The sequence below is a fragment of the Pseudomonas algeriensis genome (assembly GCF_048847255.1).
In the GTDB taxonomy this organism is placed as follows: domain Bacteria; phylum Pseudomonadota; class Gammaproteobacteria; order Pseudomonadales; family Pseudomonadaceae; genus Aquipseudomonas.
In genome coordinates, this window is record NZ_JBKKRK010000005.1 from 303,122 (window position 1) to 330,014 (window position 26,893).

17 protein-coding genes and 1 pseudogene are annotated in these 26,893 nt (G+C 61.9%); 10 read left to right on the top strand and 8 right to left on the bottom strand.

Translation table 11 applies throughout. The features are described 5' to 3' along the window. Positions 1-74 precede the first annotated feature (74 nt). Positions 75-1,526, top strand: a complete 1,452-nt coding sequence (locus ACLK1G_RS10610; protein ID WP_420765398.1) for a mannose-1-phosphate guanylyltransferase/mannose-6-phosphate isomerase — start codon at positions 75-77, stop codon at positions 1,524-1,526. A gap of 91 nt (positions 1,527-1,617) precedes the next feature. Here the strand turns inward: ACLK1G_RS10610 and ACLK1G_RS10615 are convergent, their stop codons facing one another. Beyond that, the gene (locus ACLK1G_RS10615; RefSeq protein ID WP_420765399.1) at positions 1,618-4,473 is read right to left on the bottom strand and encodes an RHS repeat domain-containing protein; all 2,856 of its coding nucleotides are present in this window, start codon (positions 4,471-4,473) and stop codon (positions 1,618-1,620) included. 142 nt (positions 4,474-4,615) lie between these two features. Here ACLK1G_RS10615 and ACLK1G_RS10620 point away from each other — a divergent pair. Continuing rightward, positions 4,616-4,771 (top strand): annotated as a pseudogene (locus ACLK1G_RS10620) (mannose-1-phosphate guanylyltransferase/mannose-6-phosphate isomerase); the annotation flags it as partial. A 115-nt stretch (positions 4,772-4,886) separates the two neighbouring features. Here ACLK1G_RS10620 and ACLK1G_RS10625 read toward each other — a convergent pair. Further along, on the bottom strand, positions 4,887-7,646 hold the full coding sequence (locus ACLK1G_RS10625; RefSeq protein WP_420765400.1) for an RHS repeat domain-containing protein: 2,760 nt from the start codon (positions 7,644-7,646) through the stop codon (positions 4,887-4,889). Between the two features lie 166 nt (positions 7,647-7,812). Here ACLK1G_RS10625 and ACLK1G_RS10630 point away from each other — a divergent pair, with 166 nt between their 5' ends. Next, positions 7,813-8,277: a multidrug transporter gene (locus ACLK1G_RS10630; protein WP_420765401.1), complete on the top strand. Its 465-nt coding sequence runs from the start codon at positions 7,813-7,815 to the stop codon at positions 8,275-8,277. Between the two features lie 31 nt (positions 8,278-8,308). Next, positions 8,309-9,133 carry an SDR family oxidoreductase gene (locus ACLK1G_RS10635; protein ID WP_420765402.1) on the top strand — a complete coding sequence of 275 codons (825 nt, stop codon included), beginning with the start codon at positions 8,309-8,311 and terminating at the stop codon, positions 9,131-9,133. A gap of 172 nt (positions 9,134-9,305) precedes the next feature. On the opposite strand, the gene ACLK1G_RS10640 is transcribed toward ACLK1G_RS10635, so the two are convergent. From ACLK1G_RS10640 to ACLK1G_RS10655, 4 genes are read right to left on the bottom strand one after another with little or no spacing between them, the layout of a single operon-like run. Further along, entirely contained in the window at positions 9,306-10,163 is an 858-nt protein-coding gene (locus tag ACLK1G_RS10640) for an efflux RND transporter periplasmic adaptor subunit (protein ID WP_420765403.1), read from the bottom strand. Between the two features lie 10 nt (positions 10,164-10,173). After that, positions 10,174-10,374, bottom strand: a complete 201-nt coding sequence (locus ACLK1G_RS10645) for a DUF1656 domain-containing protein (RefSeq protein ID WP_003205331.1) — start codon at positions 10,372-10,374, stop codon at positions 10,174-10,176. Beyond that, positions 10,364-12,562 (bottom strand): FUSC family protein, encoded by a 2,199-nt coding sequence (locus tag ACLK1G_RS10650; RefSeq protein WP_420765404.1) that lies wholly within the window; start codon positions 12,560-12,562, stop codon positions 10,364-10,366. Before ACLK1G_RS10650 ends, ACLK1G_RS10645 begins: the two co-directional genes overlap by 11 nt. Continuing rightward, positions 12,556-14,127, bottom strand: a complete 1,572-nt coding sequence (locus ACLK1G_RS10655) for an efflux transporter outer membrane subunit (RefSeq protein ID WP_420765405.1) — start codon at positions 14,125-14,127, stop codon at positions 12,556-12,558. The genes ACLK1G_RS10650 and ACLK1G_RS10655 overlap by 7 nt, the downstream gene beginning before the upstream one ends. A gap of 319 nt (positions 14,128-14,446) precedes the next feature. On the opposite strand from ACLK1G_RS10655, the gene ACLK1G_RS10660 reads away from it, so the two are divergent. Beyond that, positions 14,447-15,415: a LysR family transcriptional regulator gene (locus tag ACLK1G_RS10660; RefSeq protein ID WP_420765406.1), complete on the top strand. Its 969-nt coding sequence runs from the start codon at positions 14,447-14,449 to the stop codon at positions 15,413-15,415. Between the two features lie 26 nt (positions 15,416-15,441). Here ACLK1G_RS10660 and ACLK1G_RS10665 read toward each other — a convergent pair whose 3' ends face one another. Beyond that, positions 15,442-15,696 carry a hypothetical protein gene (locus ACLK1G_RS10665; protein WP_420765407.1) on the bottom strand — a complete coding sequence of 85 codons (255 nt, stop codon included), beginning with the start codon at positions 15,694-15,696 and terminating at the stop codon, positions 15,442-15,444. 230 nt (positions 15,697-15,926) lie between these two features. Between ACLK1G_RS10665 and ACLK1G_RS10670 the strand changes: the two genes are divergently transcribed. From ACLK1G_RS10670 to ACLK1G_RS10690, 5 genes are all read left to right on the top strand, one after another. Continuing rightward, positions 15,927-17,084 (top strand): efflux RND transporter periplasmic adaptor subunit, encoded by a 1,158-nt coding sequence (locus ACLK1G_RS10670; RefSeq protein WP_420765408.1) that lies wholly within the window; start codon positions 15,927-15,929, stop codon positions 17,082-17,084. Beyond that, entirely contained in the window at positions 17,081-20,194 is a 3,114-nt protein-coding gene (locus ACLK1G_RS10675) for a multidrug efflux RND transporter permease subunit (RefSeq protein WP_420765409.1), read from the top strand. Before ACLK1G_RS10670 ends, ACLK1G_RS10675 begins: the two co-directional genes overlap by 4 nt. 9 nt (positions 20,195-20,203) lie before the next feature. Then, positions 20,204-20,878, top strand: a complete 675-nt coding sequence (locus ACLK1G_RS10680) for a heavy metal response regulator transcription factor (RefSeq protein WP_420765410.1) — start codon at positions 20,204-20,206, stop codon at positions 20,876-20,878. After that, positions 20,853-22,232, top strand: a complete 1,380-nt coding sequence (locus tag ACLK1G_RS10685) for a heavy metal sensor histidine kinase (protein ID WP_420765411.1) — start codon at positions 20,853-20,855, stop codon at positions 22,230-22,232. The genes ACLK1G_RS10680 and ACLK1G_RS10685 overlap by 26 nt, the downstream gene beginning before the upstream one ends. A gap of 146 nt (positions 22,233-22,378) precedes the next feature. Beyond that, a complete protein-coding gene (locus tag ACLK1G_RS10690) occupies positions 22,379-23,863 on the top strand; it encodes a GGDEF domain-containing protein (protein ID WP_420765418.1) in 1,485 nt (494 codons plus the stop codon). A gap of 2 nt (positions 23,864-23,865) precedes the next feature. On the opposite strand, the gene ACLK1G_RS10695 is transcribed toward ACLK1G_RS10690, so the two are convergent. Further along, positions 23,866-26,893, bottom strand: a 3,028-nt coding sequence (locus ACLK1G_RS10695; RefSeq protein ID WP_420765412.1) for an ImcF-related family protein, incomplete at its 5' end; no start/stop codon positions are given.

The window sequence follows — 26,893 nt, forward strand, 5'->3', positions numbered from 1 at the left end:
GAACAAAAACAAGAGAGTGAAACGACAGAACGCAGTAGCTCTAAAACCATTTTTGCTTCAAAGGAGTAACAAACATGATTCCGGTGATCTTGTCAGGTGGTAGTGGCTCACGTCTTTGGCCGCTTTCGCGCAAGCAATTCCCTAAACAGTTCCTGGCCCTGACCGGCGAACACACCCTGTTCCAACAGACCCTCGAGCGCCTGGTGTTCGAAGGCATGGACACGCCGATCGTGGTCTGCAACAAAGAGCACCGTTTCATCGTCAACGAGCAGCTGTCCGCCCAGAATCTGGAAGCCCAGCGCATCCTGATGGAACCGTTCGGTCGCAACACCGCGCCGGCCGTGGCCCTGACCGCGATGATGCTGGTCAACGAAGGCCGCGACGAACTGATGCTGGTACTGCCGGCGGACCACGTCATCGAGGATCAGAAAGCCCTGCAACGCGCATTGGCCCTGGCCACCGTGGCGGCCGAGCGTGGCGAAATGGTGCTGTTCGGCGTCCCGGCCACCAAGCCGGAAACCGGCTACGGCTACATCAAGTCGACCAACGACGCCTTGCTGCCTGAAGGCGTGAGCCGCGTGTCCCACTTCGTCGAAAAACCCGACGTCAAGCGCGCTACCGAGTTCGTCCAAGCCGGCGGTTACTTCTGGAACAGCGGCATGTTCCTGTTCCGCGCCAGTCGCTTCCTCGAAGAGCTGAAGAAACACGATCCGGACATCTACGACACCTGCCTGCTGACCCTTGAGCGCAGCGAGCAGACCGCCGACACCATCACCTTCGACGACGCCACCTTCGCCTGCTGCCCAGACAACTCCATCGACTACGCGGTGATGGAAAAAACCCAGCGCGCCTGCGTGGTGCCGCTGTCGGCGGGCTGGAGCGACGTCGGTTGCTGGGCATCGCTGTGGGAAGTCAATGCCAAAGACACCAACGGCAACGTCACCAAGGGCGACGTCGTGGTCCAGGACAGCCGCAACTGCATGATCCACGGCAACGGCAAGCTGGTGTCGGTGATCGGGCTGGACAACATCGTCGTGGTCGAGACCAAGGACGCCATGATGATCGCCCACAAGGACAAGGTCCAAGGCGTCAAGCAACTGGTCAACACCCTCAATGCCCAGGGCCGCACCGAAACCCAGAACCACTGCGAGGTCTATCGTCCGTGGGGTTCCTATGACTCGGTGGACATGGGCGGTCGCTTCCAGGTCAAGCACATCTCGGTCAAGCCGGGCGCGTGCCTGTCGCTGCAGATGCACCACCATCGCGCCGAACACTGGATCGTGGTCAGCGGCACCGCCGAAGTGACCTGCGACGAGAACGTGTTCCTGCTGACCGAAAACCAGTCGACCTACATCCCGATCGCGTCGGTTCACCGCCTGCGCAACCCGGGCAAGATCCCGCTGGAAATCATCGAAGTGCAGTCTGGTAGCTACCTGGGCGAAGACGACATCGAGCGCTTCGAAGATATCTACGGTCGTTCCACCCCACTGGAGCGCGGCGTGTCGGTGAAGACTATCGCCCAATAAGATCAGCAACGACCAGCCAGACAAGAAGCCCTCATCCAGCCCACTGCGTCCCCTATCCGCAGTGGGTTGGGTGGGGGCTTTTTTTGCCTGGTCACATTCTCAGAGGTCTTTGATTCTGCTTCGCGAAGGTTTTCCATTTTGATAACGACGAAGCTGGTAAAGCGTTTAGTTTACCGGTTCGAAAATATGCATGTTTCAGTTCGTTAGAGGTTACATGACCAGAATCGATCATATATTTAGCCATATTGCCCCCCCAATGCATGAATTTTCCGCCCAAAATCTTTGTAAAATATCCCGTTTTATAAGTCGCCCCTGGAAATATTTCGGTGAAAACCTGATAAGCAAAATAATCAGTCACGTACTCATCATAATTACTATTTTCTTCGTTCAGATGAGCGTCATGTTGAAAACCAACATACGCATGCGAAGAATGATGCAAGCTTTCGTGAATAATGGTCGAGCGAATCTTACTCACATCCAGCTGACCATTTTCCGAATAATCTGGAGCGGTCACCCCCATATAAACAACCCCTTCCGGTGACGTCCATGCGGCCGGATTGACACTAAGGTTATCCTGATCAAACTGCATTGTTTCATTACCCGGAACCGCTCGGATCCGCGCGAACAGTTCCTCATGGGAAACGTCTTTTATTACGAGTGATCGCTCGGGAGAGCCGGACAATTTACTGATTGTTTGGGCAAGTAAAACAATGTCCACGTAGTCTTTTGTCTCCCATGAAACCGACGGAGTATTTCCTGGTAAGTTCGGAGGTGCCAACCCAATAGGTTCGAATACCTTCTCGACTAAATTAGGTACCGGCGTCGGTAGCAGAATGGGGCCTGCAAGTCCTGGTGGCGGGGGAGGAGGCCCCGGCGCAGAAGGCGGTTGGGGAATAAATGGCAGCGGCCTGAACGGCGGAGCACTGGGTATAAACGACGTTTTACTTCCTTTATCACTCGTCGCCTCTTCCTTTATGCGCCCATCCGTATCCACAAAAGTAAGCGGATTGTTTCCCACCATCGCGTATAGATTCAAACCGTCTATGCTCCCAGCCGGATCCGGATTCATCCACCGCTGCAGCCCAGGGCTGTAATAACGAAAACCATAATAATAAAGCCCCGTCGCATCCCGCTCCTTGCCCGAATAACGAACCGTCTTGTACCCCACCTCGATCGCATTTTCTCCCGCCAGATAAGCCGTCTCGCCAAAAGGATAAAAATGCTCACGGCTGATAATCCGCCCATCAAGGGCGACCTCCAGGCCGACCGAGCCCAGATGATCGGCAACGCTGAACCGGTAAGCGTCGTTGTCTCCGGTCGGCGGCGTACTTTCCCAATGCAGGACCCGAACCTCGCTGAGCCCGCCCTGGGCGACGATCACTTGCAATGCCTCGCCCGTGCCGCCGTCGGCACGCAGTTCCAGCCCCGGCAGATAACGCACCTCGGAGGCCAGCGTGCGGGTGCCGGTCTGCAAGGTGCGCAGCTTGCGGGCTCGTTGCCCGCCGCCGTCGTAGCGATACGTCTCGCTGTCGTTGAGCCCCGAGTCGCGCTCGATGGGCGTGACCGACCTCAACTGGTTGCGCAGATCCCAGGCCAGGAACCGACCGGCGTCCAGTTCCAGGCAATTGCCCCGTGCATCGAACGCGGCGGCGATTTCATCCTCGGTGGGCGGCACGCCGTTGCGGTAAGGCAGGCAGCGATTGCTGTGGCGAGCCGCTTTGATTTCCCGGCCATGCCTTTGGGCGCCGACGTGAGTCAGCTCCAACAGGTTGCCAGCCTCGTCGTAGCGGTAAGCCTGTCGGTAGTTGCTGACCGCCGCCGGGTCGTTGCGTCCTAGCGAGTCGGGGCCTTGGTTGACCGTTCCCGCCTCCCACCCCGTGGCTTCGATCAGTTGATAAAGACTGTCGTACGTGAAGTGGCTGATCGGATCGATGCGTTGGTTGGCGAAGTAGCGGATCGCCTGGGCCTGGTCTTCGATGCTCAGCACATTGCCCATGGGGTCGTAGTCGTAGCGCAAGTGTTGCAGCACCTGGTCGGCACGCTTGGCTTGGCGTTCGGACAAGCGTCCGTCCTCTGGGTCATACGTGAGTGAAGTCAGCACGCCGTTGCCGGCTGTTTCCTGCTCGATTTGTCCTTGGGCGTCGTAGCGAATGTCGCTCACCAACGCCTGCCAATCGTCTTGCCCCTCCAACAGCAATTGGCTGCCTGACAGCCGGCCATCGAGCGTAAGGCCTTGTCGGTGTCGATTGCCCCTGGCATCGACACGCTCCAGTACATCGCCCAACGGCCCAACGCGCCACGTCGAAACGGCGCCGTCTCCAGGCTCCAGCAGGTGCTCGCGATCGCCCTCGGCCTCCGGCCAATCGGGGAGAGCCGCATCGAGGATGAAGCGGCGATCCTGCATGAGGTTATGCCCGGTCAAGGCAAAGGATGCCAGCGACAAGGTGCCCGCCGTGTCGTCGTGGCGGATCAATTGCCCGTACTGGTTGTGGTCCTGATCGCCCTGGCCCGGATAGCCATACGTCAGGCGTTCGGTACACCGGCGCGGCTGCCCGCTGCCTTGTTCGAACACCGCCACGGGGCGAAGCAGTTCGTCATGGAGCAGGTCGCGCTGCGTCCCTCGGCTGTCCCAACCCAGCAGAACTTCACCGGCGAAACCCGGCAGATCGGCCTGCCGACCGGCATCAACGCTGTCTGCCCGCAGCGTCGTGCCGGACAGTGAATAAAGCATGGAGAGATTGGCGGGCGTCGATTCGTCGTTTTCCTGCAAGATCCATAAACGCGGATCCCACTGTTTCACCGCGTGCCCAGCCACGTCAAAGAGGCTGCGGTTGATGCGCCGCTGCGCGGGAGCAATCTCCTGGCTGCGGCAGTAGCCCACCGAGCGAACCGGCAAGCTTCGCGGGTCGACAGCGATTAACGTCGGCGTTCGATGATCCATGCCCATCAGTGGAGCTCCGCGTGTCCAGGCTATCGCAGCACATCTAACCAACGGTGGCTCAAGGCTGCCTACTGTCAGATATGACAGTCACGACCGACGGTATACGAAGAAGAACTCCCAGGCTGCCGAAATGCGTCAATGCGGACTTCATCGCCCGCGCAACCCCGGCAAGATCCCGCTGGAAATCATTGAAGTGCAGTCTGGTAGCTACCTGGGCGAAGACGACATCGAGCGCTTCGAAGATATCTACGGTCGTTCCACCCCACTGGAGCGCGGCGTGTCGGTGAAGACTATCGCCCAATAAGATCAGCAACGATCAGCCAGACAAGAAGCCCTCATCCAGCCCACTGCGTCCCCTATCCGCAGCGGGCTGGGTGGGGGCTTTTTTATGTTCCTGTCAATCAAGACGAACCCCAATATCATCCAGGGAAGGGAATCCATTCTTTAGTGCCTCTTTTCCGGTAAGAAACTATATAAGCGGCCGGAATTGGCGTGATGAAAGTGAGTTCTACTGTTACAGGCGGAATCATCGCAACAAAGTCGGCGTTCTCAAGCGAGTCATCGCTCATCAGAAGGCGAGCACTCAGCCGTCCTTTCGGTTTGAACTCAAACGGTTGTTGAAGACCTAAGGTCCGATTGTTGATCTCGCGCTCTTTTAGCCCAGGAATTTCCATTCGATACAGATAATTTCTGGTGTCGCCATACCCGCCAGAATCCTCGTCCATTCCCAAAGACACATAACCTGGGACCGGACTTCTTACATGTTCACTGGCGAGCGTATTGAAACCTTTGCTCACCACTGCGTTCCGAAAATCCTTCTTGATTTCCAGGCCTCGGTTATCTCTGGGATAAAAGCCGCCGGCTTTCAATATTTGTTCAGGAGAACGGTCATCGCCTCTCATTGCCAAAACTTTGCCGGACGGGGTAAGTGTTAGGGTATGCGGGCCGACCAGCATCTTTCCTCCCTCAATCGAGGGAGTTTGCGCAGCCTCATACATCTCTGCCGAACTGGTGCTTTCTAGTGGCGGTCTCACCGACCGCTCAGACACTAGCCCCAGCGTAAAGGGAGGCGGATTTTGTTTCGCCGTAAATGCGCGGTTCTCGGTCCCTCCCTTGGCAAGGGTCGTTGGAGCGTCTCGAGTCGTGCGGGCAGGTTCAAACAGACTTCTTATTTTACTGACATCTCCTCTGTTCTGCTTCTCAGGCATGAGCCCGTCACCGTCAACGAAAGTCACGGGAGTGTTTTTGACCATACGATACATATTCAAACCATCGACCGCGCCAGCCGGGTCCGGATTCAGCCAGCGCTGCAACCATGGGATGTAATAACGAAAGCCATAGTAATAAAGCCCCGTTGCATCCCGTTCCTTGCCCGAATAACGCACCGTCTTGTAACCCACCTCGATTGCATTTTCCCCAACCAGATACGCGGTTTCGCCAAACGGATAAAAATGCTCCTGGCTGATGATCCGCCCGTCCTCGGCCAGCTCCAGGCTCACCGAACCCAGATGATCGGCGACGCTGTATCGGTAGCAATCATTCTTCCCGGTGGGCGGCGTGCTTTCCCAATGCAACACCCGAACCTCGCTGAGCCCGCCCTGGGCGACGATCACTTGCAATGCCTCGCCCGTGCCGCTCTCGGCACGCAACTCCAGCCCCGGCAGATATCGCACCTCGGCAGCCAGCGTGCGGGTGCCAGTCTGCAAGGTGCGAAGTTTGCGCGCCCGTTGTCCGCCGCCGTCGTAGACATACGCTTCGCTGTCGTTGAGCCCCGAGTCGCGCTCGATGGGCATGATCGAATTCAGCTGATTACGCAGGTTCCAAGTCAGGAACCGGCCCGTGTCCAGCTCCAGGCAATTGCCCCGTGCATCGAACGCGGCGGCGATTTCATCCTCGGTGGGCGGCACGCCGTTGCGGTAAGGCAGGCAGCGATTGCTGTGGCGAGCCGCTTTGATTTCCCGGCCATGGCTTTGGGCGCCGACGTGAGTCAGCTCCAACAGGTTGCCAGCCTCGTCGTAGCGGTAGGCCTGTCGGTAATTGCTGACCGCCGCCGGGTCGCTGCGTCCTAGCGAGTCGGGGCCTTGGTTGACCGTTCCCGCCTCCCACCCCGTGGCTTCGATCAGTTGATAAAGACTGTCGTACGTGAAGCGGCTGATCGGATCGATGCGTTGGTTGGCGAAGTAGCGGATCGCCTGGGCCTGGTCTTCGATGCTCAGCACATTGCCCATCGGGTCGTAGTCGTAGCGCAAATGTTGCAGCACATGGTCGGCACGCATGGCTTGGCGTTCGGACAAGCGTCCGTCCTCTGGGTCATACGTGAGTGAAGTCAGCACGCCGTTGCCGGCTGTTTCCTGCTCGATTTGTCCTTGGGCGTCGTAGCGAATGTCGCTCACCAACGCCTGCCAATCGTCTTGCCCCTCCAACAGCAATTGGCTGCCTGACAGCCGGCCATCGAGCGTAAGGCCTTGCCGTTGTCGATTGCCCCTGGCGTCGACACGCTCCAGTACATCGCCCAACGGCCCAACGCGCCACGTCGAAACGGCGCCGTCTCCCGGCTCCAGCAGGTGCTCGCGATCGCCCTCGGCTTCCGGCCAATCGGGCAGAGCCGCATCGAGGATGAAGCGGCGATCCTGCATGAGGTTTTGCCCGGTCAAGGCAAAGGATGCCAGCGACAAGGTGCCCGCCATGTCGTCGTGGCGGATCAATTGCCCGTACTGGTTGTGGTCTTGATCGCCCTGGCCCGGATAGCCATACGTCAGGCGTTCGGTACACCGGCGCGGCTGCCCGCTGCCTTGCTCGAATACCGCGACAGGGCGAAGCGAGTCGTCATAACGAATATCGCGCTGTGTTCCTCGACTGTCCCACCCCAGTAGAACTTCACCGGCGAGACCCGACAGATCGGTTTGCCGGCCGGCATCGACGCTGTCTGCCTGCAGCGTAGTGCCGGACAGCGAATAAACCGCTGAAAGATTGGCGGGCGTCGATTCGCCCGTTTCCTGCAAGGCCCACAAGCGTGGATCCCACTGTTTCAACGTGTGCCCAGCCACGTCAAAGAGGCTGCGGTTGATGCGCCGCTGCGCGGGGCTATCCGCACGGCTGCGGCAATAGCCAATCGAACGAACCGGCAAGCTTCGCGAGTCGACAGCGATTAACGTCGGCGTTCGATGATCCATGCCCATCAGCAGCAGCTCCGTAAAGTGCCAGGTAACCCGGCACATCTAACCAACGGTCGCGCAAGGCTGCCTACTGTCATGTATGACAGTGACGACGGACGGTGCAGGGCAGATGAATATCCATCGCCCGCGCCCTTCGGTAGGATGTGGCGATAGGAACGGAGGCTTCAACATGCTTATCGGCGTCGCGCTGGTCATCACCTGGCTCATCCTGCTATTGCGCTACCCGGCCAAGGCCTTGCCGGTTTCCCTGGCGGCGTTCGTCGGGCTGGGGCTGGTCGCGGCGTGGGTGCTTTGGCAGGAAAACCGCGAAACCCGGCAACTGGATCGCCTGGATCTGCGCATTGCCTATGCGCCTGAGCGCTGCCCTGCTGATCGTCCGCTGTCGTTGAGCCTGAAAAATGGCAACGACGTGCCGTTGACCGAGCTGCACTGGCGTATAGCGGCCTACGCGCCCGGCGACACCATCAACCTGGCCGAAAACGTCTACAGCTCACCCCGCTATCGCGGCCCTGGCGAACTGCAACCTGGCGCCGGCTGGCAAGACTGCCTGCCGTTGCCGCCGTTGCGCCCCGGCTATCGCCCGCAAACCTTGGAGTTTCGTGCCGAGCGGTTGCAGGGTAGTTTTTCCAACTGATTCCATCACAACGTTACCCAAGGAAAGCGCCATGCCCGTTGCGTTGATCACCGGATGTTCCAGCGGCATCGGCCGCGCCCTCGCCGACGCGTTCAAGGCCGGCGGTTACCAGGTCTGGGCCAGCGCGCGCAAACCCGAAGACGTGGCGCAGCTAAGCGCTGCCGGTTTCACAGCGGTGCAACTGGACGTCAACGACGGCCAGGCATTGGAGCAGTTGAGCGAGCGGATCAACCAGCAACACGGCGGCCTCGACGTGCTGGTGAACAATGCCGGCTATGGCGCCATGGGCCCGCTGCTGGACGGCGGCGTGCCGGCCATGCAGCGCCAGTTCGAAACCAACGTGTTCGCCATCGTCGGCGTGACCCGCGCATTGTTCCCCGTGCTGCGCCAGGCCAAGGGGTTGGTGGTCAATATCGGCAGCGTGTCCGGTGTGCTGGTCACTCCATTCGCCGGCGCCTACTGCGCCTCCAAGGCAGCGGTACACGCCCTGAGCGATGCGTTGCGCATGGAACTGGCGCCGTTCGGCATCCGCGTGATGGAAGTCCAGCCCGGCGCCATCGCATCCAGCTTCGCCAAGAACGCCGGGCACGAGGCCGAACAGTTAATCAGTGAGCAATCGCCCTGGTGGCCGCTGCGCGACGGCATTCGTGCCCGCGCCAAGGCATCCCAGGACAACCCGACCCCGGCCAGCGAATTCGCCGCCGCGCTGCTCAAGGCTATCCAACAGCCCAAGCCACCCCGCCTGCTGCGCCTGGGCAATGGCAGTCGTGCATTGCCGCTGATGGCGGGTTTATTACCCAAGGCGCTGCTGGAGAAGGGATTGATGAGACGGTTTGGGTTGGGTCGGGCGCTTTAATCATAAAGGGGCAACGAGGAGCGTTCTTTGTGGCGAGGGGATTTATCCCCGCTCGGCTGCGCAGCAGTCGCGATTGACAGCGGTTTCGACCGGAATGCCGTGGTGTCTGGTTTAGGGCTGCTGTGCAGCCCAACGGGGATAAATCCCCTCGCCACAGAAGATTTATGCAGCCTCAGCGCTTAGGTTCTACCACCACCGTACACGTCATCCCCGCCGCCAGCAGCACGTCATCCGGCACTTCGTCCAGATGAATGCGCACCGGCACCCGTTGGGCCAGGCGTACCCAGTTGAACGTGGGGTTCACGTCGGCGATCAACTCACGGCTCTGGGGATTGTCACGGTCGTAGATCCCCCGGGAAATACTTTCCACGTGGCCCTTGAGCACCTCGCCACTCATCAACTGCAATTGCGCGGAATCCCCGACCCGCACCTTGGGCAGCTTGGTCTCTTCGAAAAAGCCATAGACCCAGAACGAATTCATATCCACCACGGCCATTTTTGCCTCGCCGATGCGCGCGTAGTCGCCACGGTGCACGTTGAGGTTGGTGACGTATCCGTCCACCGCCGCGCGAACCTCGGTGCGGGCCAGGTTCAGCTCGGCCGCCTCCAGCTGCGCCTGGGCGTGCTGGTAGTCAGCCTGGGCTGAATCGGCGATGTTGCTGGCGTCGTCACGGTTCTCCCTTGAGATCACCAGGCTGTCCAGATCGGCGCGCCGATGGGCATTGATCTTGCGCATCTCCCAGGTGGCCTTGCGTGACGCCACCAGGGAGCGCGCCTGCTTCACCGCGATGCGGTAGTGCTCGGGGTCGATGCGCATCAACAGGTCGCCTTTTTTCACCAACTGATTGTCGCGCACCGGCACCTCGACCACCTCCCCGCTGACATCGGCAGCGACATTGATGATGTCGGCCCGTACCCGGCCGTCGCGGGTCCAGGGCGTGTTCATGTAATGCACCCACAATGTCCGGCCGATCCACAGCGCCAGGGCCACGATCAACAACGTCGCCAGCAGGCTGAAAAACTTTTTCATCGCATCGATCTCAACGGTAGACCGTCAGCGCCAGCGCGCCGAACAGACAAGTAAACAGACTCAGGCGCAGCAGCGCCGGGTGCCAGAAAAAACGGTACAGGTCCAACCCCGACAGGAACCGATCCAACGCCCAGGCCAGGCCGGCGGCGATAAAGAACATCAAGGTCATGGTGGGCATGTAGACGCCGTGGAAGGCGATTTCACGGGGCATGTTCAGGTTCCTGGGAAAGCGGCATGGCATGGCCGGCCAATGGCGATTGCGGGTCGAGCAAAGAGGTACGGATGAAGTGCAGGTAGCTTTTCACCCGGCGCAGGGCCGAGGTGTCGAAATGCGGGGCGAAAGGTTCGTCGGTGGCCTGCACGCGGCTGATGGCGTGATCCACCGCCACCAGGGCACGCTCCAGATTGTTCTGGCCGGGCTGGCGGAATAGCCGCACCAGCGCACGCCCCATCCCCCGAATCGCCTGGCGCCATGGCTGGCTCTCGGCGTAGGCCGGATGCACCGGTAGCGTCGCCTGCTCCTTGCGCAACTCGATGATGGCGTGGCCGATTTCCAGCACTACGAACATCCAGCGCAGCAAATCCCGTTGCACCCGGGGTTGCCCCGCCGCCAGTCCGTAGGCTTGGTGCAGCAAGTCCCGGCTGCGGCTCTCGAAACCCGAGGCCAAGCCCTTGAGCTTGCCGCTGATGGCGAACACCACCTGTTCGCGCAGGTCCTGTTCAAGCCGACGCCACAGCCAGCGGCTGTTGGGCGGCAGGATAATCGCGCCGGCGGCGGCACATACGAGCATGCCGAGGATCATCGCAATGTAATCGTTGATGAAGGTGTACGGGTTGTAGACCGTCAGGTTGTCCGGCACCGAGCCGGTGCAGAAAAAGATCAGCAACCCCAGCCCGACTCCGGCGTATTGCGGGCGGGAACTGAGGAACGAGCCCACGACGATCACTGGCGTCAGCATCACGCAGAGCAAGGGAAAACCGTCGATCAATGGAAAGACGAAAAACATTTCGACGAAGCCGATCAGCGCCCCTAACAACGTGCCGCAGGCCATCTGGAACGCCATGCGCTTGGGGTTCGGCGTGGCGGCGGACAGCCCGACGGTGGCAGCGGCAATCATCGTCATGGTCGCGCCGCTCGGCCAGGCGGTGGCGACCCAATAGCTGCCCAGCACCAAGAGGATGAACGCAGCGCGAAAACCGGAAGCGGCTGCCGCCAACCCGTTGGTCTGCGACACGAAGGGCTCGTCCCAGCGTTCGCGTTCGTGGCGGTCGTCGGCCAGGGATGCGTGGGTCTGGGCGTAGCCGTGCAGGTCTTCGACAAACCGATATAACAGCTCGTAGGCGGTATGAAAATCCAACTGCTGCGCGTCACTGGGATCCGTCTCCAAAAACTGCGCGCGCAATCGACGGACCTGGGCCGGCAAGTCGGCCTTGTAGTCTGCCAACGCGGCCGCCAAGCGCGCCGCATCAGCATCAATCAAGGGCCGTGCGCTGAAACCATCGAGCAGTTCGGCGAGGGTTTGCAATCCGGGCTCGATGGCGCTCGCCACCGAGTCCGCCGTGCCAGTGCGCAATCTTTCGAGCAATTGGTGCAAGGCGTTGAATCGGGTAGTGATGCCCATGAATTCGCTGTTCAAGCGACTGAGTCGGCCGTTGCGCCGGCGCATGTGCGGGTCTTCGAACACCGTCACGCTGCGCAGGCCCTCCAGGCCCACCGCTTCGGCGATGAAACCGACGTTACGCGCCTCGAATGCCTCGGGTTGGCTGCGCCCGCGCAAGCCGTCGGTGACGAACAAGGCGAACACACCAAAGCGCTGGTAAAGCGCGTTGCGCATGGCGGCACTGGCGGTTTGCGGCAGGATCGCGGCGCTGACCGCGGTGGAACAGAGGATCCCCAGGGAAATTTCCAACACCCGCCAGACCGCCGCCATGAAGGCACCCTCGGGATGGGCCAGGGCCGGCAGGCCGATCATCGCCGCGGTGTAGCCGGCCAGCACGAAACCATAGGCGCGAAAGTTGCGATAACGCGCCGCCCCCGCCGAACAGATGCCCACCCAGATCGCCAGGCACCCGAGGAACAGCTCGGTGTGCTGGGCGAACAAGGCGATCAACGCAACCATCACCGCCGAGCCGGCCAACGTGCCGAGCAAGCGATAGAAACTTTTGGCGAACACCTGCCCGCTCTGCGGTTGCATGACGATGAACACCGTGATCATCGCCGTGCGCGGCTGCGGCAGCTCCAGGCGCATCGCCAGCCACAACGTGAGGAACGCGGCCAGCAAGACCTTGAAGATGTAGACCCAGGTCACGCCGTCGCTGCGGGCCCAGTCGAAGAAACCACGGCGCCATTCGAGGCGATACAGCATGAGTAAATACGTCACGGAGGGAGCACTCAGCATCGTGGCGAGGGAGCTTGCTCGCGCTTGGGTGTGCAACACCCATGGGCGGAAACCGGGGCCGCTTCGCAGCCCAGCGGGAGCAAGCTCCCTCGCCATGGGCCATTGCTTGCAACAGGCATGTCACTGCCAGCCTCCAGCCCGCCGCCCAACGCGGTGACCAGATCGGCATGGGCACTCAGGCGCGCCGCCTCCACCCGTTGTTGCACCTGTTGTCGCTTGAACAACAGGCTTTGGGCATTGAGCACGTTGAGGTAATCGGTGAGCCCACGCTGGAACGCGACCAGCGCAATGTCATAGGTGCGCTGTGCCGCGGCAACGGACTCGGCGGCGAAAGCCTGTTGTTTGTCCATCGACTCGCGGCGGATCAACTGGTCGGAAATGCTCTTGAGTGCGTTCACCAACGTCTGGTTGTAGTGCGCCACGGCAATATCGTAGCCGGCGGTCGCCTCGCCCAATTGCGAACGCAGGCGACCGCCGTCGAAGATTGGCAACGAGATCGCCGGGCCGACGTTGTAGGTGAGTTTCTTGCCGGTCAGAAACTCCAGCGCCCCGCCGCCGGTGGCCATGTAGCCCAGGCTGCCTACCAGATCGACGTTGGGGTAAAAGCCGGCCCGGGCCACATCGATACCCCGTGCCTGGGCTGCCACTTGCCAGCGTCCGGCAACCACATCCGGGCGTTGGCCGAGCAGTTCGGCGGGCAACGTGGACGGCAGCTTCAAGGCAGCACCCAAGGCCAGGGTCGGACGGTGCAAGCGCGCACCGTCTCCCGGTCCCTTTCCCGCCAGCGCGGCCAGTTGATTGCGGCTCAAGGCGATGGCTTCGTCGAGGGCGTCGAGTTGACGATGGGTTTCGGGCAATGGCCCTTGGGCCTGGCTGACTTCGAAGTGCGTGCCGATGCCTCCATCCAGGCGTTTCTGTGCGAGTTCGAGGATCTGCTCTTGCTGACCTAGGGTCGCAGCGACGATGTCGCGCTGGGCATAGTGCAGCGATAACTGGATATAGGCGCGCACGATGTTGTTCTGCAATTCCAACTGCGCCTGGCGCGCCTCGGCGACGCTGACATGGGCCAGGTCGACGGCCCGCTCGCTGGCATTGCGCTCGCGACCCCACAAGTCCAGGGCGTAGCTCAACCCCAGGGCGGCGTTATTGTCCCAAGTAGTGGTATCGGCCAGTTCGCCAGGGCCGTAGAACTGGTCGGTGGGCCAGTTGTGGCGCTTGAGTGTGGACTCGCCATTGATCTGCAGTGACTCGGCGGCCTCGGCGACTCCGGCCATGGCCCTGGCCTGGCGGACCCGCGCGGCGGCCATGGCCAGGCTCGGGTTGTCTGGCACGGCCAAATCGATCCAACGATCGAGTTGCGGGTCGCCATAGGCTTTCCACCACTGGCGGTTGGGCCAATGAGCGTCGTGGGCAGCCTCGCGAATCGCCTCGTCGGTCGCCAATTGGTCGGGCGATAACGCCTTGCCTTGCGGCGCAATTGCTCCCGTGCCGATGCAACCACTGATGGTTAACGTCAAAACCCAAACACTGAGAGTCTTCAGCTCTCTGCTGATGCAACGCGGCACGGGCGCAATATTCCTAAAAGAAGGGGCTGACGACGGTCTGCGGATGACTGCAAGGCCTGTGGGAGCGAGCTTGCTCGCGATGGGGTCCTCGCATACAACACTGAAGTGAATGCCCAGACGCCATCGCGAGCAAGCTCGCTCCCACAGGTCCTTGACACCAGATCGCTCTGCATTGGCAGCAATTCTAGGGACCGCCCCCGATAGCGATAAGCCGACCTTTCTGTGAATCTTTGTTACCGTAAACGCGATAATCAATAAGTCGGGTCCCGTCACGCTGTAACTTCATGTCACAATTTGACACCTCCCAAGAGAGCCCTCCATGGACACCTTGCAAAACATGCGTGCGTTCAGCTGTGTTGCCGAAGCCGGCAGCTTCACCGCCGCCGCCGCGCAGCTCGACACCACCACGGCCAATGTCTCGCGTGCGGTTTCCAACCTGGAAGCCCATCTGCAAACCCGCCTGCTCAATCGCACCACCCGACGCATCGCCCTGACCGAGGCCGGCAAGCGCTACTTGCTGCGTTGCGAGCAGATCCTGGCGTACGTCGAAGAAGCGGAAGCGGAGGCCAGCGACGCCCATGCGCGTCCGGCCGGGCAATTGAAAGTGCACACCATGACCGGCATCGGCCAGCATTTCGTGATCGACGCCATCGCCCGATATCGCAAGACCCATCCGGATGTCACCTTCGACCTGACCCTGGCCAACCGGGTGCCGGACATCCTCGACGAGGGCTACGACGTCTCGATCGTGCTCGCCAGCGAACTGCCCGATTCAGGCTTCGTCTCCCAGCGCCTGGGAATCACCTACAGCATCGTCTGCGCATCGCCCGCCTACGTGAAGGCCAGCGGCTGCCCGCAGAAACCCGCCGACCTGCTCAACCATGCCTGCCTGCGCCTGGTCAGTCCGGTCATTCCGCTGGAGAAATGGGTGTTCGACGGCCCGGAAGGCCAGGAAATGGTCACCGTCAACAATTCACCGTTCCTGGTGAATTCCGCCGATGCCATGAAAACCGCCATCACCAGCGGCATGGGCGTGGGTGTACTGCCGGTGTATGCCGCCATCGAGGGTCTGCGCAACGGCACGCTGGTGCGGGTCATGCCCAACTACCGTTCCCAGGAACTGAACCTCTACGCCATCTACCCATCGCGCCAGTACCTGGATGCGAAGATCAAGACGTGGGTCGAGTACCTGAGGGGATCGTTGCCGGAGATTCTGGCGGCGCACCAGGCCGAATTGACGGCTTATGAATTGAGTGGAAGCCTGACGGGGCCACGGGTCGCGAACTGAATCCGCGACCGGCGCCGGGGACAATATCAGCGTTTGCCCATCGAGCGGCGCGTACCGGGAGGCGCGGCGCCGGGGGTCTTGGTATGGCCGTTCTTTGCGCCATTCTTGTACCAAGGCTGTTGCCCGGCCCCCTTGGCGGCCGCCAGTTCGCCGGGCTTGAAGGGAAACTTGAACGCCGGGATCGCCGGTTTTTCTTCAGCGCTGGAAACATCGCTGTCCGTCTGGGCAGACGGCTCGCCTTGCAAGCGTTCGTCCGCGGACGATGGTGTCGGGGAAGTCATGTAAGGCTCCGGGCGGGTATGCCGGGCTCGCTAGGTGAGCCGCGAAACGCAGCAGTATACCCGCCCGGAATCGCGGTGCCACGAAGCAGATTCCATGGCGGCGCTCCGTCCGACGGAAAACCGGGACGAAACTGACAGCCCTGACAGCTAGCCGTCACCTTCCTGACCGCCTCGCAACGCTATATAAGACAGATAGAAATCCCACCGTCCCGAACCGGCTCTTCGCATCCATGCTCATTCAGAAAAAAACCGTCCTGCTCGTCGCGCTGTTGGTCGCCTTGGGCGCACTGGTCCTGTGGTTCTCTATGAAACCCGCCGCCACCAAACCCAGTGCCGCCAGCGCCGTACCGGTAAAGGTCGTGACCGTGGTGGAAAAGGACGTGCCGCGCTTTGCCAGTGGGATCGGCACGGTGTTGTCGCTGCACAGCGTGGTGATCCGTCCGCAGGTCGACGGCATCCTTACCAAGCTGCTGGTCAAGGAAGGACAATTGGTCAAGAAAGGCGATCTGCTGGCAACCATCGACGACCGCTCCATCCGCGCCAGCCTCGACCAGGCCCGCGCCCAACTCGGCGAAAGCCAGGCACAACTGGCGGTGGCCCAGGTCAACCTCAAGCGCTACAAAGTGCTGAGTGTCGATGATGGCGTATCCAGGCAGACCTACGACCAGCAACAGGCGCTGGTCAACCAACTCAAGGCCACCGCCCAGGGTAACCAGGCGGCCATCGACTCGGCGCAGGTGCAACTGTCCTACACCCAAATCCGCTCGCCGGTGACTGGCCGTGTCGGCATTCGCAATGTGGATGAAGGCAATTTCCTGCGCACCAGCGACACCGAAGGGTTGTTCACCGTAACCCAGATCGACCCGATCGCCGTGGAGTTTTCCCTCCCGCAACAGATGCTTCCGACGCTGCAGCGACTGATCGCTGCCCCGGACCAGGCATTGGTCAAGGCGTACATCGGCGCCGACGGGGCCACCGGGCAATTGCTCGGCGAAGGCCGACTCAGCCTCATCGACAACCAGGTCAATACCAGCACCGGAACCCTGCGGGCCAAGGCCGAATTCAATAACGCCGCACAACGGTTGTGGCCGGGGCAGTTGGTCACGCTGAAAATCCAGACCGCCGTCGACAAGGGTGCGCTGGTGGTGCCGCCGACCGTCGTTCAGCGTGGGCTGGAGCAACCTTTCGTCTACCGGGTCAACGGAGACAAGGTGGAGAGCGTGCCGGTTGAAATGGTTTACCAGGACAGCGACATGCACATCATCAACGGCGTGAACGCGGGTGACCAATTGGTGAGCGACGGCCAGTCACGGCTCAAGCCAGGCGCCAGCATCCAGGTGATCGGCGACCCGCCCGCCGTGGCGAAGACCGGGCAGGCGCAACCATGAAGGGGCGTGGTTCGGTATCGGCGTGGTGCATCGACCATCCCATCGCCACGGTGCTGTTGACGTTCGCCCTGGTGCTGCTGGGGCTCATCGCCTTTCCTCGCTTGCCTGTCGCGCCCTTGCCCGAAGCGGAATTCCCGACCATCCAGGTCAATGCGCAACTGCCCGGTGCCAGCCCCGAGACCATGGCTTCGTCGGTGGCGACCCCGCTGGAGGTGCAATTCAGCGCCATCCCCGGCATTACCCAAATGACCTCCAGCAGCGCGTTGGGCTCGACCAACCTGACCCTGCAATTCAGTCTCGACAAGAGCATCGACACCGCCGCCCAGGAAGTCCAGGCCGCCATCAACACCGCCGCTGGCAAGCTGCCCAACGACATGCCGAACCTGCCGACCTGGCGCAAGGTCAACCCGGCGGACAGCCCGGTGCTGATTTACAGCATCAGCTCCAACCTGATGCCCGGCACCGAACTGAGTGACTACGTCGAGACCCTGCTCGCCCGCCAGATCAGCCAGATCGATGGCGTCGGGCAAATCTACATCACCGGCCAGCAGCGCCCGGCGATCCGGGTCCAGGCCTCGGCCGACCGACTCGCGGCCATCGGCCTGACCTTGGCCGACGTTCGCCTATCCCTCCAGCAGGCCAGCCTCAACCTGGCCAAGGGTGCGCTGTACGGCGAGTCGAGCATCTCTACGCTGTCCACGAACGATCAGTTGTTCAAGCCCGAGGAATACGGTGAGCTGATCGTGGCCTACCGGGACGGGGCGCCGGTTCATCTCAACGACATCGCCAAAGTCGTCAACGGTTCGGAAAATGCCTACGTCCAGGCCTGGTCCGAGGATCAGCCCGGGGTCAACCTGGTCATCTTCCGCCAACCGGGGGCGAACATCGTCGAGACCGTCGACCGCATCCAGGCGGCGCTGCCCACCCTGGAGGCCATGCTCCCCGCCGCAGTGCAGGTCAAGGTCATGATCGATCGCACCCAGACCATCCGCGCCTCGTTGCATGAAGTGGAAATCACCCTGCTCATCGCGGTGCTGCTGGTGGTGGCGGTGATGGCGCTGTTCCTGCGCCAGCTCTCGGCGACCCTGATCGTCTCGGCGGTGCTCGGGGTGTCGTTGATCGCCAGTTTCGCCCTGATGTACGTGATGGGCTTCAGCCTGAACAACCTGACCCTGGTGGCGATTGTCATCTCGGTGGGATTCGTGGTGGACGATGCCATCGTGGTGGTGGAGAACATCCACCGGCACCTGGAAGCCGGCAGGGGCATGCGCGAGGCGGCCATCAAGGGCGCCGGGGAAATCGGCTTCACCGTGGTGTCCATCAGCTTCTCGCTGGTGGCGGCATTCATTCCGCTCTTGTTCATGGGCGGCGTGGTCGGGCGCCTGTTCAAGGAGTTTGCCTTGACGGCTACCTCGACCATCCTGATTTCGGTGGTGGTGTCCTTGACCCTGGCGCCGACCCTGGCCGCCTTGTTCATGCGCGCGCCAAAGCACCCCGCTCACGCCCAACCGGGCTTCGGCGAACGCCTGCTGGGCTGGTATGAACGAGGCCTGCGCCGGGCCCTGGCTCACCAGAAGCTGATGATCGGTGTGTTCGGCCTGACCCTGGCGCTGGCGGTGGTGGGCTACGTGTTCATCCCCAAGGGCTTCTTTCCGGTACAGGACACGGGCCTGGTGCTCGGCACCAGCGAAGCCGCCGCCGACATCTCATTCCCGGACATGGTGGCCAAGCACAAGGCCCTGGCCGAGATCGTTGCCGCCGACCCGGCGGTGCAGACCTTCTCTCACTCCGTCGGTGTCTCGGGCAACAACCAGACCATCGCCAACGGCCGTTTCTGGATCGCCCTGAAGCCTCGGGGCGAGCGCGATGTATCAGCCAGCGGCTTCATCGATCGGATCCGACCCAAGTTGCTGAAGATTCCCGGCGTGGTGCTGTACCTGCGGGCCGGGCAGGACATCAACCTCAGTTCCGGCCCCAGTCGAGCCCAGTATCAGTACGTGCTCAAGAGCAACGACGGGCCGACCCTCAATGCCTGGACGCAGAAACTCACCGACAAGCTACGCAGCATTCCGGCGTTCCGCGACATCTCCAATGACCTGCAACTGGGCGGCAGCATCACCCACATCAACATCGACCGCAGTGCAGCGTCGCGCTTCGGCCTCACCGCCACGGATGTCGACCAGGCGCTGTATGACGCGTTCGGCCAGCGGCAGATCAACGAGTTCCAGACCGAGACCAACCAGTACAACGTGATTCTCGAACTCGACACACAACAGCGTGGCAAAGCCGAAAGCCTGGCGTATTTCTACCTGCGCTCGCCCCTGACCGGGGAGATGGTGCCGCTCTCCGCCCTCGCCCGCTTCGACGCTCCGACCAACGGCCCGTTGTCGATTGCCCACGATGGCATGTTCCCGGCCGCCAACCTGTCGTTCAACCTGGCACCAGGCGTGGCATTGGGGGATGCGGTGCGGCTGCTCGACCAGGCGAAGAACGAAATCGGCATGCCTGCGGCCATCACCGGCAATTTCCAGGGTGCGGCCCAAGCCTTCCAGAGTTCGCTGAAAAGCCAGCCATGGCTGATCCTCGCCGCCCTGGTGGCCGTCTATATCATCCTCGGCGTGCTCTACGAGAGTTTCGTGCATCCGTTGACCATTATCTCCACGCTGCCCTCGGCCGGCCTTGGCGCGCTGATCATGCTTTGGCTGCTGGGTCAGGATTTCTCGATCATGGCGTTGATTGGGCTGGTGCTGCTGATCGGGATCGTCAAGAAGAACGGGATCCTGATGATCGACTTCGCCATCGACGCCCAGCGAAACGGCGGGATGACGCCCCAGGATGCGATCTTCCAGGCCTGTATGACACGGTTCCGTCCCATCATCATGACCACCCTCGCCGCGCTGCTCGGTGCGCTGCCGCTGATGCTCGGCTATGGCGCCGGCGCAGAGCTGCGCCAGCCGTTGGGCATTGCCGTGGTCGGTGGCTTGCTGGTGAGCCAGGCGCTGACGTTGTTCACCACACCGGTCATATACTTGTGGCTTGAACGACTGTTACATCGACCCGCCCCTCGAAACGGCCCTGCGCCGACGGCGGCGCTGGCGAATACAGACTGAGGCCGGGCCATGCGCGTTCTGATCATCGAAGACGAAGAAAAAACCGCCGACTACCTGCACCGCGGCCTGACCGAACAAGGCTACATCGTGGACGTGGCGCGCGATGGCGTCGAAGGGCTGCACTTGGCCCTGGAAAGCGATTACGCAGTGATCGTGCTCGACGTCATGCTGCCAGGCCTGGACGGTTTTGGCGTGCTGCGTGCGCTGCGCGCCCGCAAGCAGACACCGGTCATCATGCTCACCGCCCGCGAACGGGTGGAGGACCGTATCAAGGGCCTGCGCGACGGGGCCGACGATTACTTGGGCAAACCGTTTTCCTTCCTCGAACTGGTGGCGCGCCTGCAAGCGCTGACCCGCCGCAGCAGCGCCCACGAGCCGGTGCAGGTGAGCATCGCCGATTTGTGGATCGACCTGATCAGCCGCAAGGCTACCCGGGCCGGGCAGCGCCTGGACCTCACCGCCAAGGAGTTTTCGCTGCTCAGCGTCCTCGCCCGTCGCCAGGGCGAAATCCTTTCGAAGACCGCCATTGCCGAGATGGTCTGGGACATCAACTTCGACAGCGACGCCAACGTGGTGGAAGTTGCGATCAAGCGCCTGCGGGCCAAGCTGGACGGTCCTTTCGAGCACAAGCTTCTGCACACCATCCGTGGGATGGGGTATGTGCTGGAGAATCGAGGTGAGTAACAGCATCGCGCTGCGCCTGAGCGGCCTCTTCACGCTGGTGGCGGCGCTGGTGTTCCTGTTGATTGGCGGTGCACTGTACCAGCAGGTCGACAAAGGCCTGGGCCTGCTGCCGGAAGCGGAGCTCGACGCCCGCTACAGCGTGCTTGAATCCACCGTGGGTCGGTATGGCACGCCCGAGCATTGGGTGAAGATCAACAACAAGCTGCGGTTACTGGGGGAGGAAGACAAGCGCATCCATTTCTGGATCGTCAGCGGCGACCCGCGCTTTGAATATGGCAGCCCCGATCCTCGGATTCGCGCCGTCGCCCAGGGCCCCTTGGGCAAGCATGACCTGATGTTGCCCGACCGGCACTATCCAATGAAAGTCCTGGTGAGCCAGTTCCCCGCCAAGGACCAGCGCCCTCCCCTGCGATTCATGATCGGCATCGATACCGAGACGTTCTACCAGACCCAACACCACCTGCTGGTGGCCCTGGTGAGCCTGGCCTGTATCGGTGTGCTGCTGGCCTCGTTGCTGGGTTATTGGGTGGCGCGCATCGGGCTCAAGCCGCTCATCAAGTTATCGGACGAAGCCCAACGCCTGGCGCCACCGCGCCTTTGCGGGCGGCTTCGATTGTCTCCATTGCCACCGGAGCTCGGCCAGTTCGTCAGCTCGTTCAATGCCACTCTCGACCGGGTCGAGCAGGCTTACTCCCGGCTGGAATCATTCAACGCCGACGTTGCCCATGAACTGCGTTCGCCGTTGACCAACCTGATCGGCCAGACGCAAGTGGCGCTGACCCGAGGGCGCTCGGCGGAGCATTACTTCGAAGTGCTGCAATCGAACCTCGAAGAGCTGGAACGCTTGCGCTCCATCATCAACGACATGCTGTTCCTGGCCAGTGCTGACCAGGGCAGCAAGGCCACCAAGCTGATCACGACCTCCCTGGCCGACGAAGTGGCAACCACCCTCGACTACCTGGACTTCATCCTGGAAGACGCCCAGGTCGAGGTTCACGTCAGTGGCGACGCCCAGGCCACCATCGAAATCGCCCACCTGCGAAGGGCCTTGATCAACCTGCTCAGCAACGCCGTCCAGCACACCGCGCCCGGCCAGGTGATCGCCGTGCGCATCGAAGCCATCGGCGATCAGATCACCCTCGCCGTCACCAACCCCGGCGCGCCCATCGATGGAGAGCACTTGCCGCGCCTGTTCGAGCGCTTCTATCGCGTCGACGCCTCCCGCAGCAACAGCGGCGCCAACCATGGATTGGGCCTGGCCATCGTCAAGGCCATTGCGCTGATGCATGGCGGCGACGTTTTCGTACACAGCGAGCGGGGCGCAAACACCTTCGGGATCCGTTTGCCGGCTTGAAATAAGCCACGATGTGGATTGCTCAATTCCGGTGTCACAAGCACAATCTTGCAAAAGGCCAGCATTGTTTGATGCCAGTCATCCGCGGCTGTGGATGAGCAGCCTATGGGAAGGATCCCAGCCATATGACAATGCAGATCGGAATCATGAGCGCGAGCACTGCAACACCCGCCAATATCCAACTTCCAATACGTTCGGAACGGGTACTCGTCTTGGCCAGCTCGCTGGCTGTGATTGCCATCCTGAGTATCGTGACGTTCCTGCTGATCCGTGAACACGCCAGCGCCCAGCAGGCCGCGACCCGTGCGGCGAGCAACATCGTGCAACTGATCGACGCCGACGTGCTGCGCAATGTCGAACTCTATGACTTGTCATTGCAAGGTCTTGTCGCTGCCGCAAAGCGCGACGACCTGAATGATGTATCACCCACGATCCGTCATCTCGCCCTCTTCGACCGCGCCACCGCCGCGCCTTATAAAGGCGACATACTGCTGCTCGACAAGCGTGGTGATGTGATCGCCGATTCCGCCTCGATCCAGCCACGCAAAGGTAATTACGCCGACCGGGAGTATTTCCAGTCTCATCTCCAGGATCCACGCCCGGGCATGATGATCAGCCGGCCCTTCCGCGCCCGTAGCGAACCCCACGACTGGCGCATCAGCTTCAGTTATCGCTTGAACGACGAACGTGGCGAGTTCATGGGCGTGGCCGAAGCCGCGATGCGCTTGAATTACTTCAACCAACTGTTCAAGAGCCTGAACATCGGTCACGGCGGGACGGTCAACCTGGTCAGCCGCGACGGTATCCTGCTGGCGCAAGAACCGCAGTTGGCCGAAGACGTGATCGGCAAGGATTTCAGCAAACGGCCAAACTTCGTACGCATCCTGCGCGAAGGCGACGGCAGCTTCACAGGCCTATCCAGCGTTGACCAGACCCAGCGTCTGTATACCTTTTCCCAGGTGGGTGACTTGCCGCTGATCGTGGTGGTCGCGCTCTCTTCCCAAGAAGTCTTCGCCTCGTGGCAACGCACGGCGCTTCTGGTCAGTGGCGCCACTGGCGCGCTGTGCATCAGCCTGCTCTGGCTCACCTGGCTGCTGCGCCGGGAATTGAAACGCCGCCGCAACGCCGAATGGGAGCTGGCCCAGTTGGCGTCTGTCGATCCGCTGACCGGCCTGGCCAATCGTCGAACCCTGGACCACATGCTGCAACTGGAATGGTTGCGCGCCCAACGTTCCGGCCAGCCGTTGTCAGTCCTGATGATCGACGCGGACCACTTCAAGACATTCAACGATCGCCTCGGCCATCAACGCGGTGACGAGGCGTTGCGAAGCCTGGCTCAGTTGATTGGCGAGCATGTCCGTCGCCCCGCTGACCTGGCGGCGCGTTACGGTGGCGAGGAATTCTCGGTGGTACTGCCGGAAACCACGACGGCCGGGGCATTCACGACGGCGCAGAACATTCGCGAGGCCGTGGAACAGATGCCTGGCGAGATGCCCATGACCGTCAGTATCGGCATCGCCACCTGGGTCCAGGGGCCTTACAGCGAGTTGGAAGAATTGCTGTTCGCCGCCGACAAGGCGCTTTACCAGGCCAAGGCCAGCGGACGCAATCGGGTCGTCTGCGCGATGTAGATCTATCCTTCCGCCGCCCCGCGCCCATCCAAAAATATCCGCCCCGGCAACGTAAACCCTCGCAACTTCAAAAGCGCCATCGGTCCGGCATCCAGTTCGGTGCGCAGGTGCCACGTCAGGCCCAGGCCATCGGGCGCCTTGAGCACCATGCGGTAGCGGCTGTCGCCATCGTCCAGCGCGGTGAACGTGGCCTGTTCCAGCAAGCGGATCAGCCCCCAGGCGCCGGCGTAGTCGGCGAACAACCGTTCGCCGGTGTGGACGCTGGTCCACGTCAGGCTGACGCCGGGGTAGTCGCTGCGTCCCGGCCAGCCGAAGCGCTGCCAGCGCTCCTTCTGGTTGAAGTAGTGGTGTTTCTCTCCGTTGAGGATGAAGGTGGTTTGCACCACATCGCGCACGCCTTTGCCGCTCAGTTCAAAACTCAAGCCCAGGCCGCCGTCGGTGTAGAGCACGTCGGCCAGATCGCTCAGTTGATTGACCGCCTCCAGGAATTGGGGATTGACGCGCAAACCGCGACCGTGGCGGGGATCGGCCACCCAGCGGTTGCCTTCCTTGCGCAACACGCCGCTCAACTGGCTGTGGAGAAAACGTTCGATGCGCCCCGTGTCGGCGCGGATCATTTGCCCCAGCATCGGCAACGAAGCATCGCTGGCCGTCGCGGCGAAGGGATAACGCCCGGTAAAGGCCGCGTTCCAATGCTCGACGATCGAACGCCGCCATTGGCTGTTGAGGCCCGCCGCCGACGGTTGCAGCACTCGCTGCCAGGCCTGTTCCAGCGGTTGCACGAACAGCGTTTCGCCCACGCCGCCCCATTGCGCACCGAGGCTGGCGGCCATCAGACGGCCATAGGACTGGGTATCGGTGAGGTCGATGCCCCGGCCCTGGAACACCGTCTGCGCCAGGGCCTGGGTCATTTCCATGGGGTCGCTGGCCGTGTTGATCTGTTGCAGTTTCAGGCGCACGCGGGTCACTTGGGTGAGGTAGGCCTGGAGGCTCAAATGGTCAGCGCCACCCTTGCCCAGCAAGGCCAACAACGGGCCGAACGTCGGATCCAGCGGGCCGCTCGGCAGGTCGGCCAGCGGGTCTATGGGCGGGGCCTTGTCCGGGCCGATGAGCTTGTGCGCGGACCTCATCAGCGAGTCGCCCAGGGCCGGGACGCGGGTGCCCGCTTGCCCTTGATAGGCCAGGGTATTGATCAACGCGAGCAACGGCGATTGGCGCACGTCGCTCATCAGCGTCAACTGGTCGATGACCTGTTCCAGGCTTTTGGGTTGATTGCCCCGCAGGCTGTTGAGAAACACCAGCCAGGCGCCCGCGTAGTCCTTGAAATAACGTTCGGTCAGGCGCGCCTTGAGCTCGCCGGGCGTCAAGCGCACATCGATGTCACCGGGGCGATCACTGAGCACCCAATCGATTTCTTCGCGGCGCGCCTGGGTGATGTCATCGATGGCCTGGCGCACCTGGCCCTCCCAGGCCTGGCGCGTGAACACTCCCGGCACGCTGGCCTTGCTGGAAAACAACCCAGCGGCTTTGGTGTCGCCCACCATCTGTTGCAGGCCCAGGGCTGGATAGTGCTGGGTGGCGTCGTCCAGCACCCGTTGATACAGGCTGGCCTCGGCGTTGCGTTGGCCCAATTGGTCGAGCAGCACCTGGCGCACCTGCGCCACCAACCGCGGGTCGGCCTCGATGCGCCAGTCCGGGTGCGCGGCCAGTTGCTCGGCGTAGAACTGCCACAGGTTCGGTGCGAGGGTCTGCCAGAGCCCTGACGAAATTCCGTCACGCGTGGGTTCGGCGTGGCCCAGGGTCTTGACCAACAAGGGCGCCTCGGCTTTGTCCGGGCGCGCCATCATCAGGTAAGCCTTGAGCTGATCGTAGGCCATACGCGTGCGCTCAACGCGCTCGGGGCTGCCCGGCGCCAGCTTGACCAGCGCCTCCAGTTGCCCGCGCAACCTCGCCGCCGCCGGGTCGCGCACCAGGCGGTTATTGGCCTCGACATACCGGGGCCACAACAGTTCGAGCAAGGTTTCATTGCGGTTCAAGCCAAAGCGCTGGTACCACGGCGCACCGGACACGACACGGTGATCCAGGCGAGCCAGCACATGGACGAGCGCTTCGAGCGCCAACAGTTGCTCCTCTTGGGTGGATGACTGTTGCAACGCCGTCGACAAGGCCTGCGCCTCGACGATCTGCGCCCGATTGCTCACAAAGGACAGCGCCATCCCCGCGCCCCACACCAGCGCCAGGCCCATGAACAGCCCATAGACGACTCGCGGCGCGCCCCACCCCAACCGCGCGCCGACGGCCTTGTCGCGCTGCACGCCGTGCCACGCCGGGTCCGGCCACCAGAAATGCTCGCCGTCAGCGCTTTGCGTCACGCGCAGTGGCAGGCTGAACCACAACCCTCGCAGCATCACCCCCGGGTTGAACCCACTCAACGACGGCGCCAGCGCCTGCCGCCAACGGGCAATGCCCTCGGCCTGCAAATCTCGGGACAGGCGCAGCAGGAAATCGTGGTGCATCCGCTTCTTGATCTTCATCTGGGCAAAGCCCTGGCAACGCAACGGCTCGACCAGATCCTCCAGGCACGCCTCCAACAGCGACGGCGTCACCTTGGCCGGCAACAGACAACCCACCGGCTGGCTCTCGCGCCCGTCCTGGGACCAGCCGCTCTCGCACACCTGCCACAAGTGCAACGGCAACCGTCGGCGTAGCCGCCGAGCCAGCCCCTGCAAGTGCCGCATGCCCTTGGCCAGCGTCACCGCATCGGTGCTTTGCGGTTTGTCCAGCGCCCAGACCACCCCATCCAGCGCCCGCCAACGGCGTAGGGTGAGCCATGGGTTCAACAGTGGGGTTTGCAATTCTTCCTGGACGCTGCCGCCCCATAGCAGCACGGTGCGTTCGCCTTCGAGCCATTTCTTTTTCGCCAGCTCCGGGGCGATGGCGGCGATCTGGGTGGGCTCGCCGACGATGAGCAGCAGACGGACCTTGTGGCGCCAGAGGGGGCCGTATTGGAAGCGGAGGTTTTCGCGTAGC

What these genes read in the sequence shown, in the direction of transcription:
- ACLK1G_RS10615 (WP_420765399.1), bottom strand. Translation starts at nt 4,473, where the DNA reads ATGGGCATGGATCATCGAACGCCGACGTTAATCGCTGTCGACCCGCGA.
- ACLK1G_RS10625 (WP_420765400.1), bottom strand. Translation starts at nt 7,646, where the DNA reads ATGGGCATGGATCATCGAACGCCGACGTTAATCGCTGTCGACTCGCGA.
- ACLK1G_RS10645 (WP_003205331.1), bottom strand. Translation starts at nt 10,374, where the DNA reads ATGCCCCGTGAAATCGCCTTCCACGGCGTCTACATGCCCACCATGACC.
- ACLK1G_RS10630 (WP_420765401.1), top strand. Translation starts at nt 7,813, where the DNA reads ATGCTTATCGGCGTCGCGCTGGTCATCACCTGGCTCATCCTGCTATTG.
- ACLK1G_RS10650 (WP_420765404.1), bottom strand. Translation starts at nt 12,562, where the DNA reads ATGCTGAGTGCTCCCTCCGTGACGTATTTACTCATGCTGTATCGCCTC.
- ACLK1G_RS10635 (WP_420765402.1), top strand. Translation starts at nt 8,309, where the DNA reads ATGCCCGTTGCGTTGATCACCGGATGTTCCAGCGGCATCGGCCGCGCC.
- ACLK1G_RS10690 (WP_420765418.1), top strand. Translation starts at nt 22,379, where the DNA reads ATGAGCGCGAGCACTGCAACACCCGCCAATATCCAACTTCCAATACGT.
- ACLK1G_RS10685 (WP_420765411.1), top strand. Translation starts at nt 20,853, where the DNA reads ATGTGCTGGAGAATCGAGGTGAGTAACAGCATCGCGCTGCGCCTGAGC.
- ACLK1G_RS10675 (WP_420765409.1), top strand. Translation starts at nt 17,081, where the DNA reads ATGAAGGGGCGTGGTTCGGTATCGGCGTGGTGCATCGACCATCCCATC.
- ACLK1G_RS10660 (WP_420765406.1), top strand. Translation starts at nt 14,447, where the DNA reads ATGGACACCTTGCAAAACATGCGTGCGTTCAGCTGTGTTGCCGAAGCC.
- ACLK1G_RS10640 (WP_420765403.1), bottom strand. Translation starts at nt 10,163, where the DNA reads ATGAAAAAGTTTTTCAGCCTGCTGGCGACGTTGTTGATCGTGGCCCTG.
- ACLK1G_RS10665 (WP_420765407.1), bottom strand. Translation starts at nt 15,696, where the DNA reads ATGACTTCCCCGACACCATCGTCCGCGGACGAACGCTTGCAAGGCGAG.
- ACLK1G_RS10680 (WP_420765410.1), top strand. Translation starts at nt 20,204, where the DNA reads ATGCGCGTTCTGATCATCGAAGACGAAGAAAAAACCGCCGACTACCTG.
- ACLK1G_RS10670 (WP_420765408.1), top strand. Translation starts at nt 15,927, where the DNA reads ATGCTCATTCAGAAAAAAACCGTCCTGCTCGTCGCGCTGTTGGTCGCC.
- ACLK1G_RS10610 (WP_420765398.1), top strand. Translation starts at nt 75, where the DNA reads ATGATTCCGGTGATCTTGTCAGGTGGTAGTGGCTCACGTCTTTGGCCG.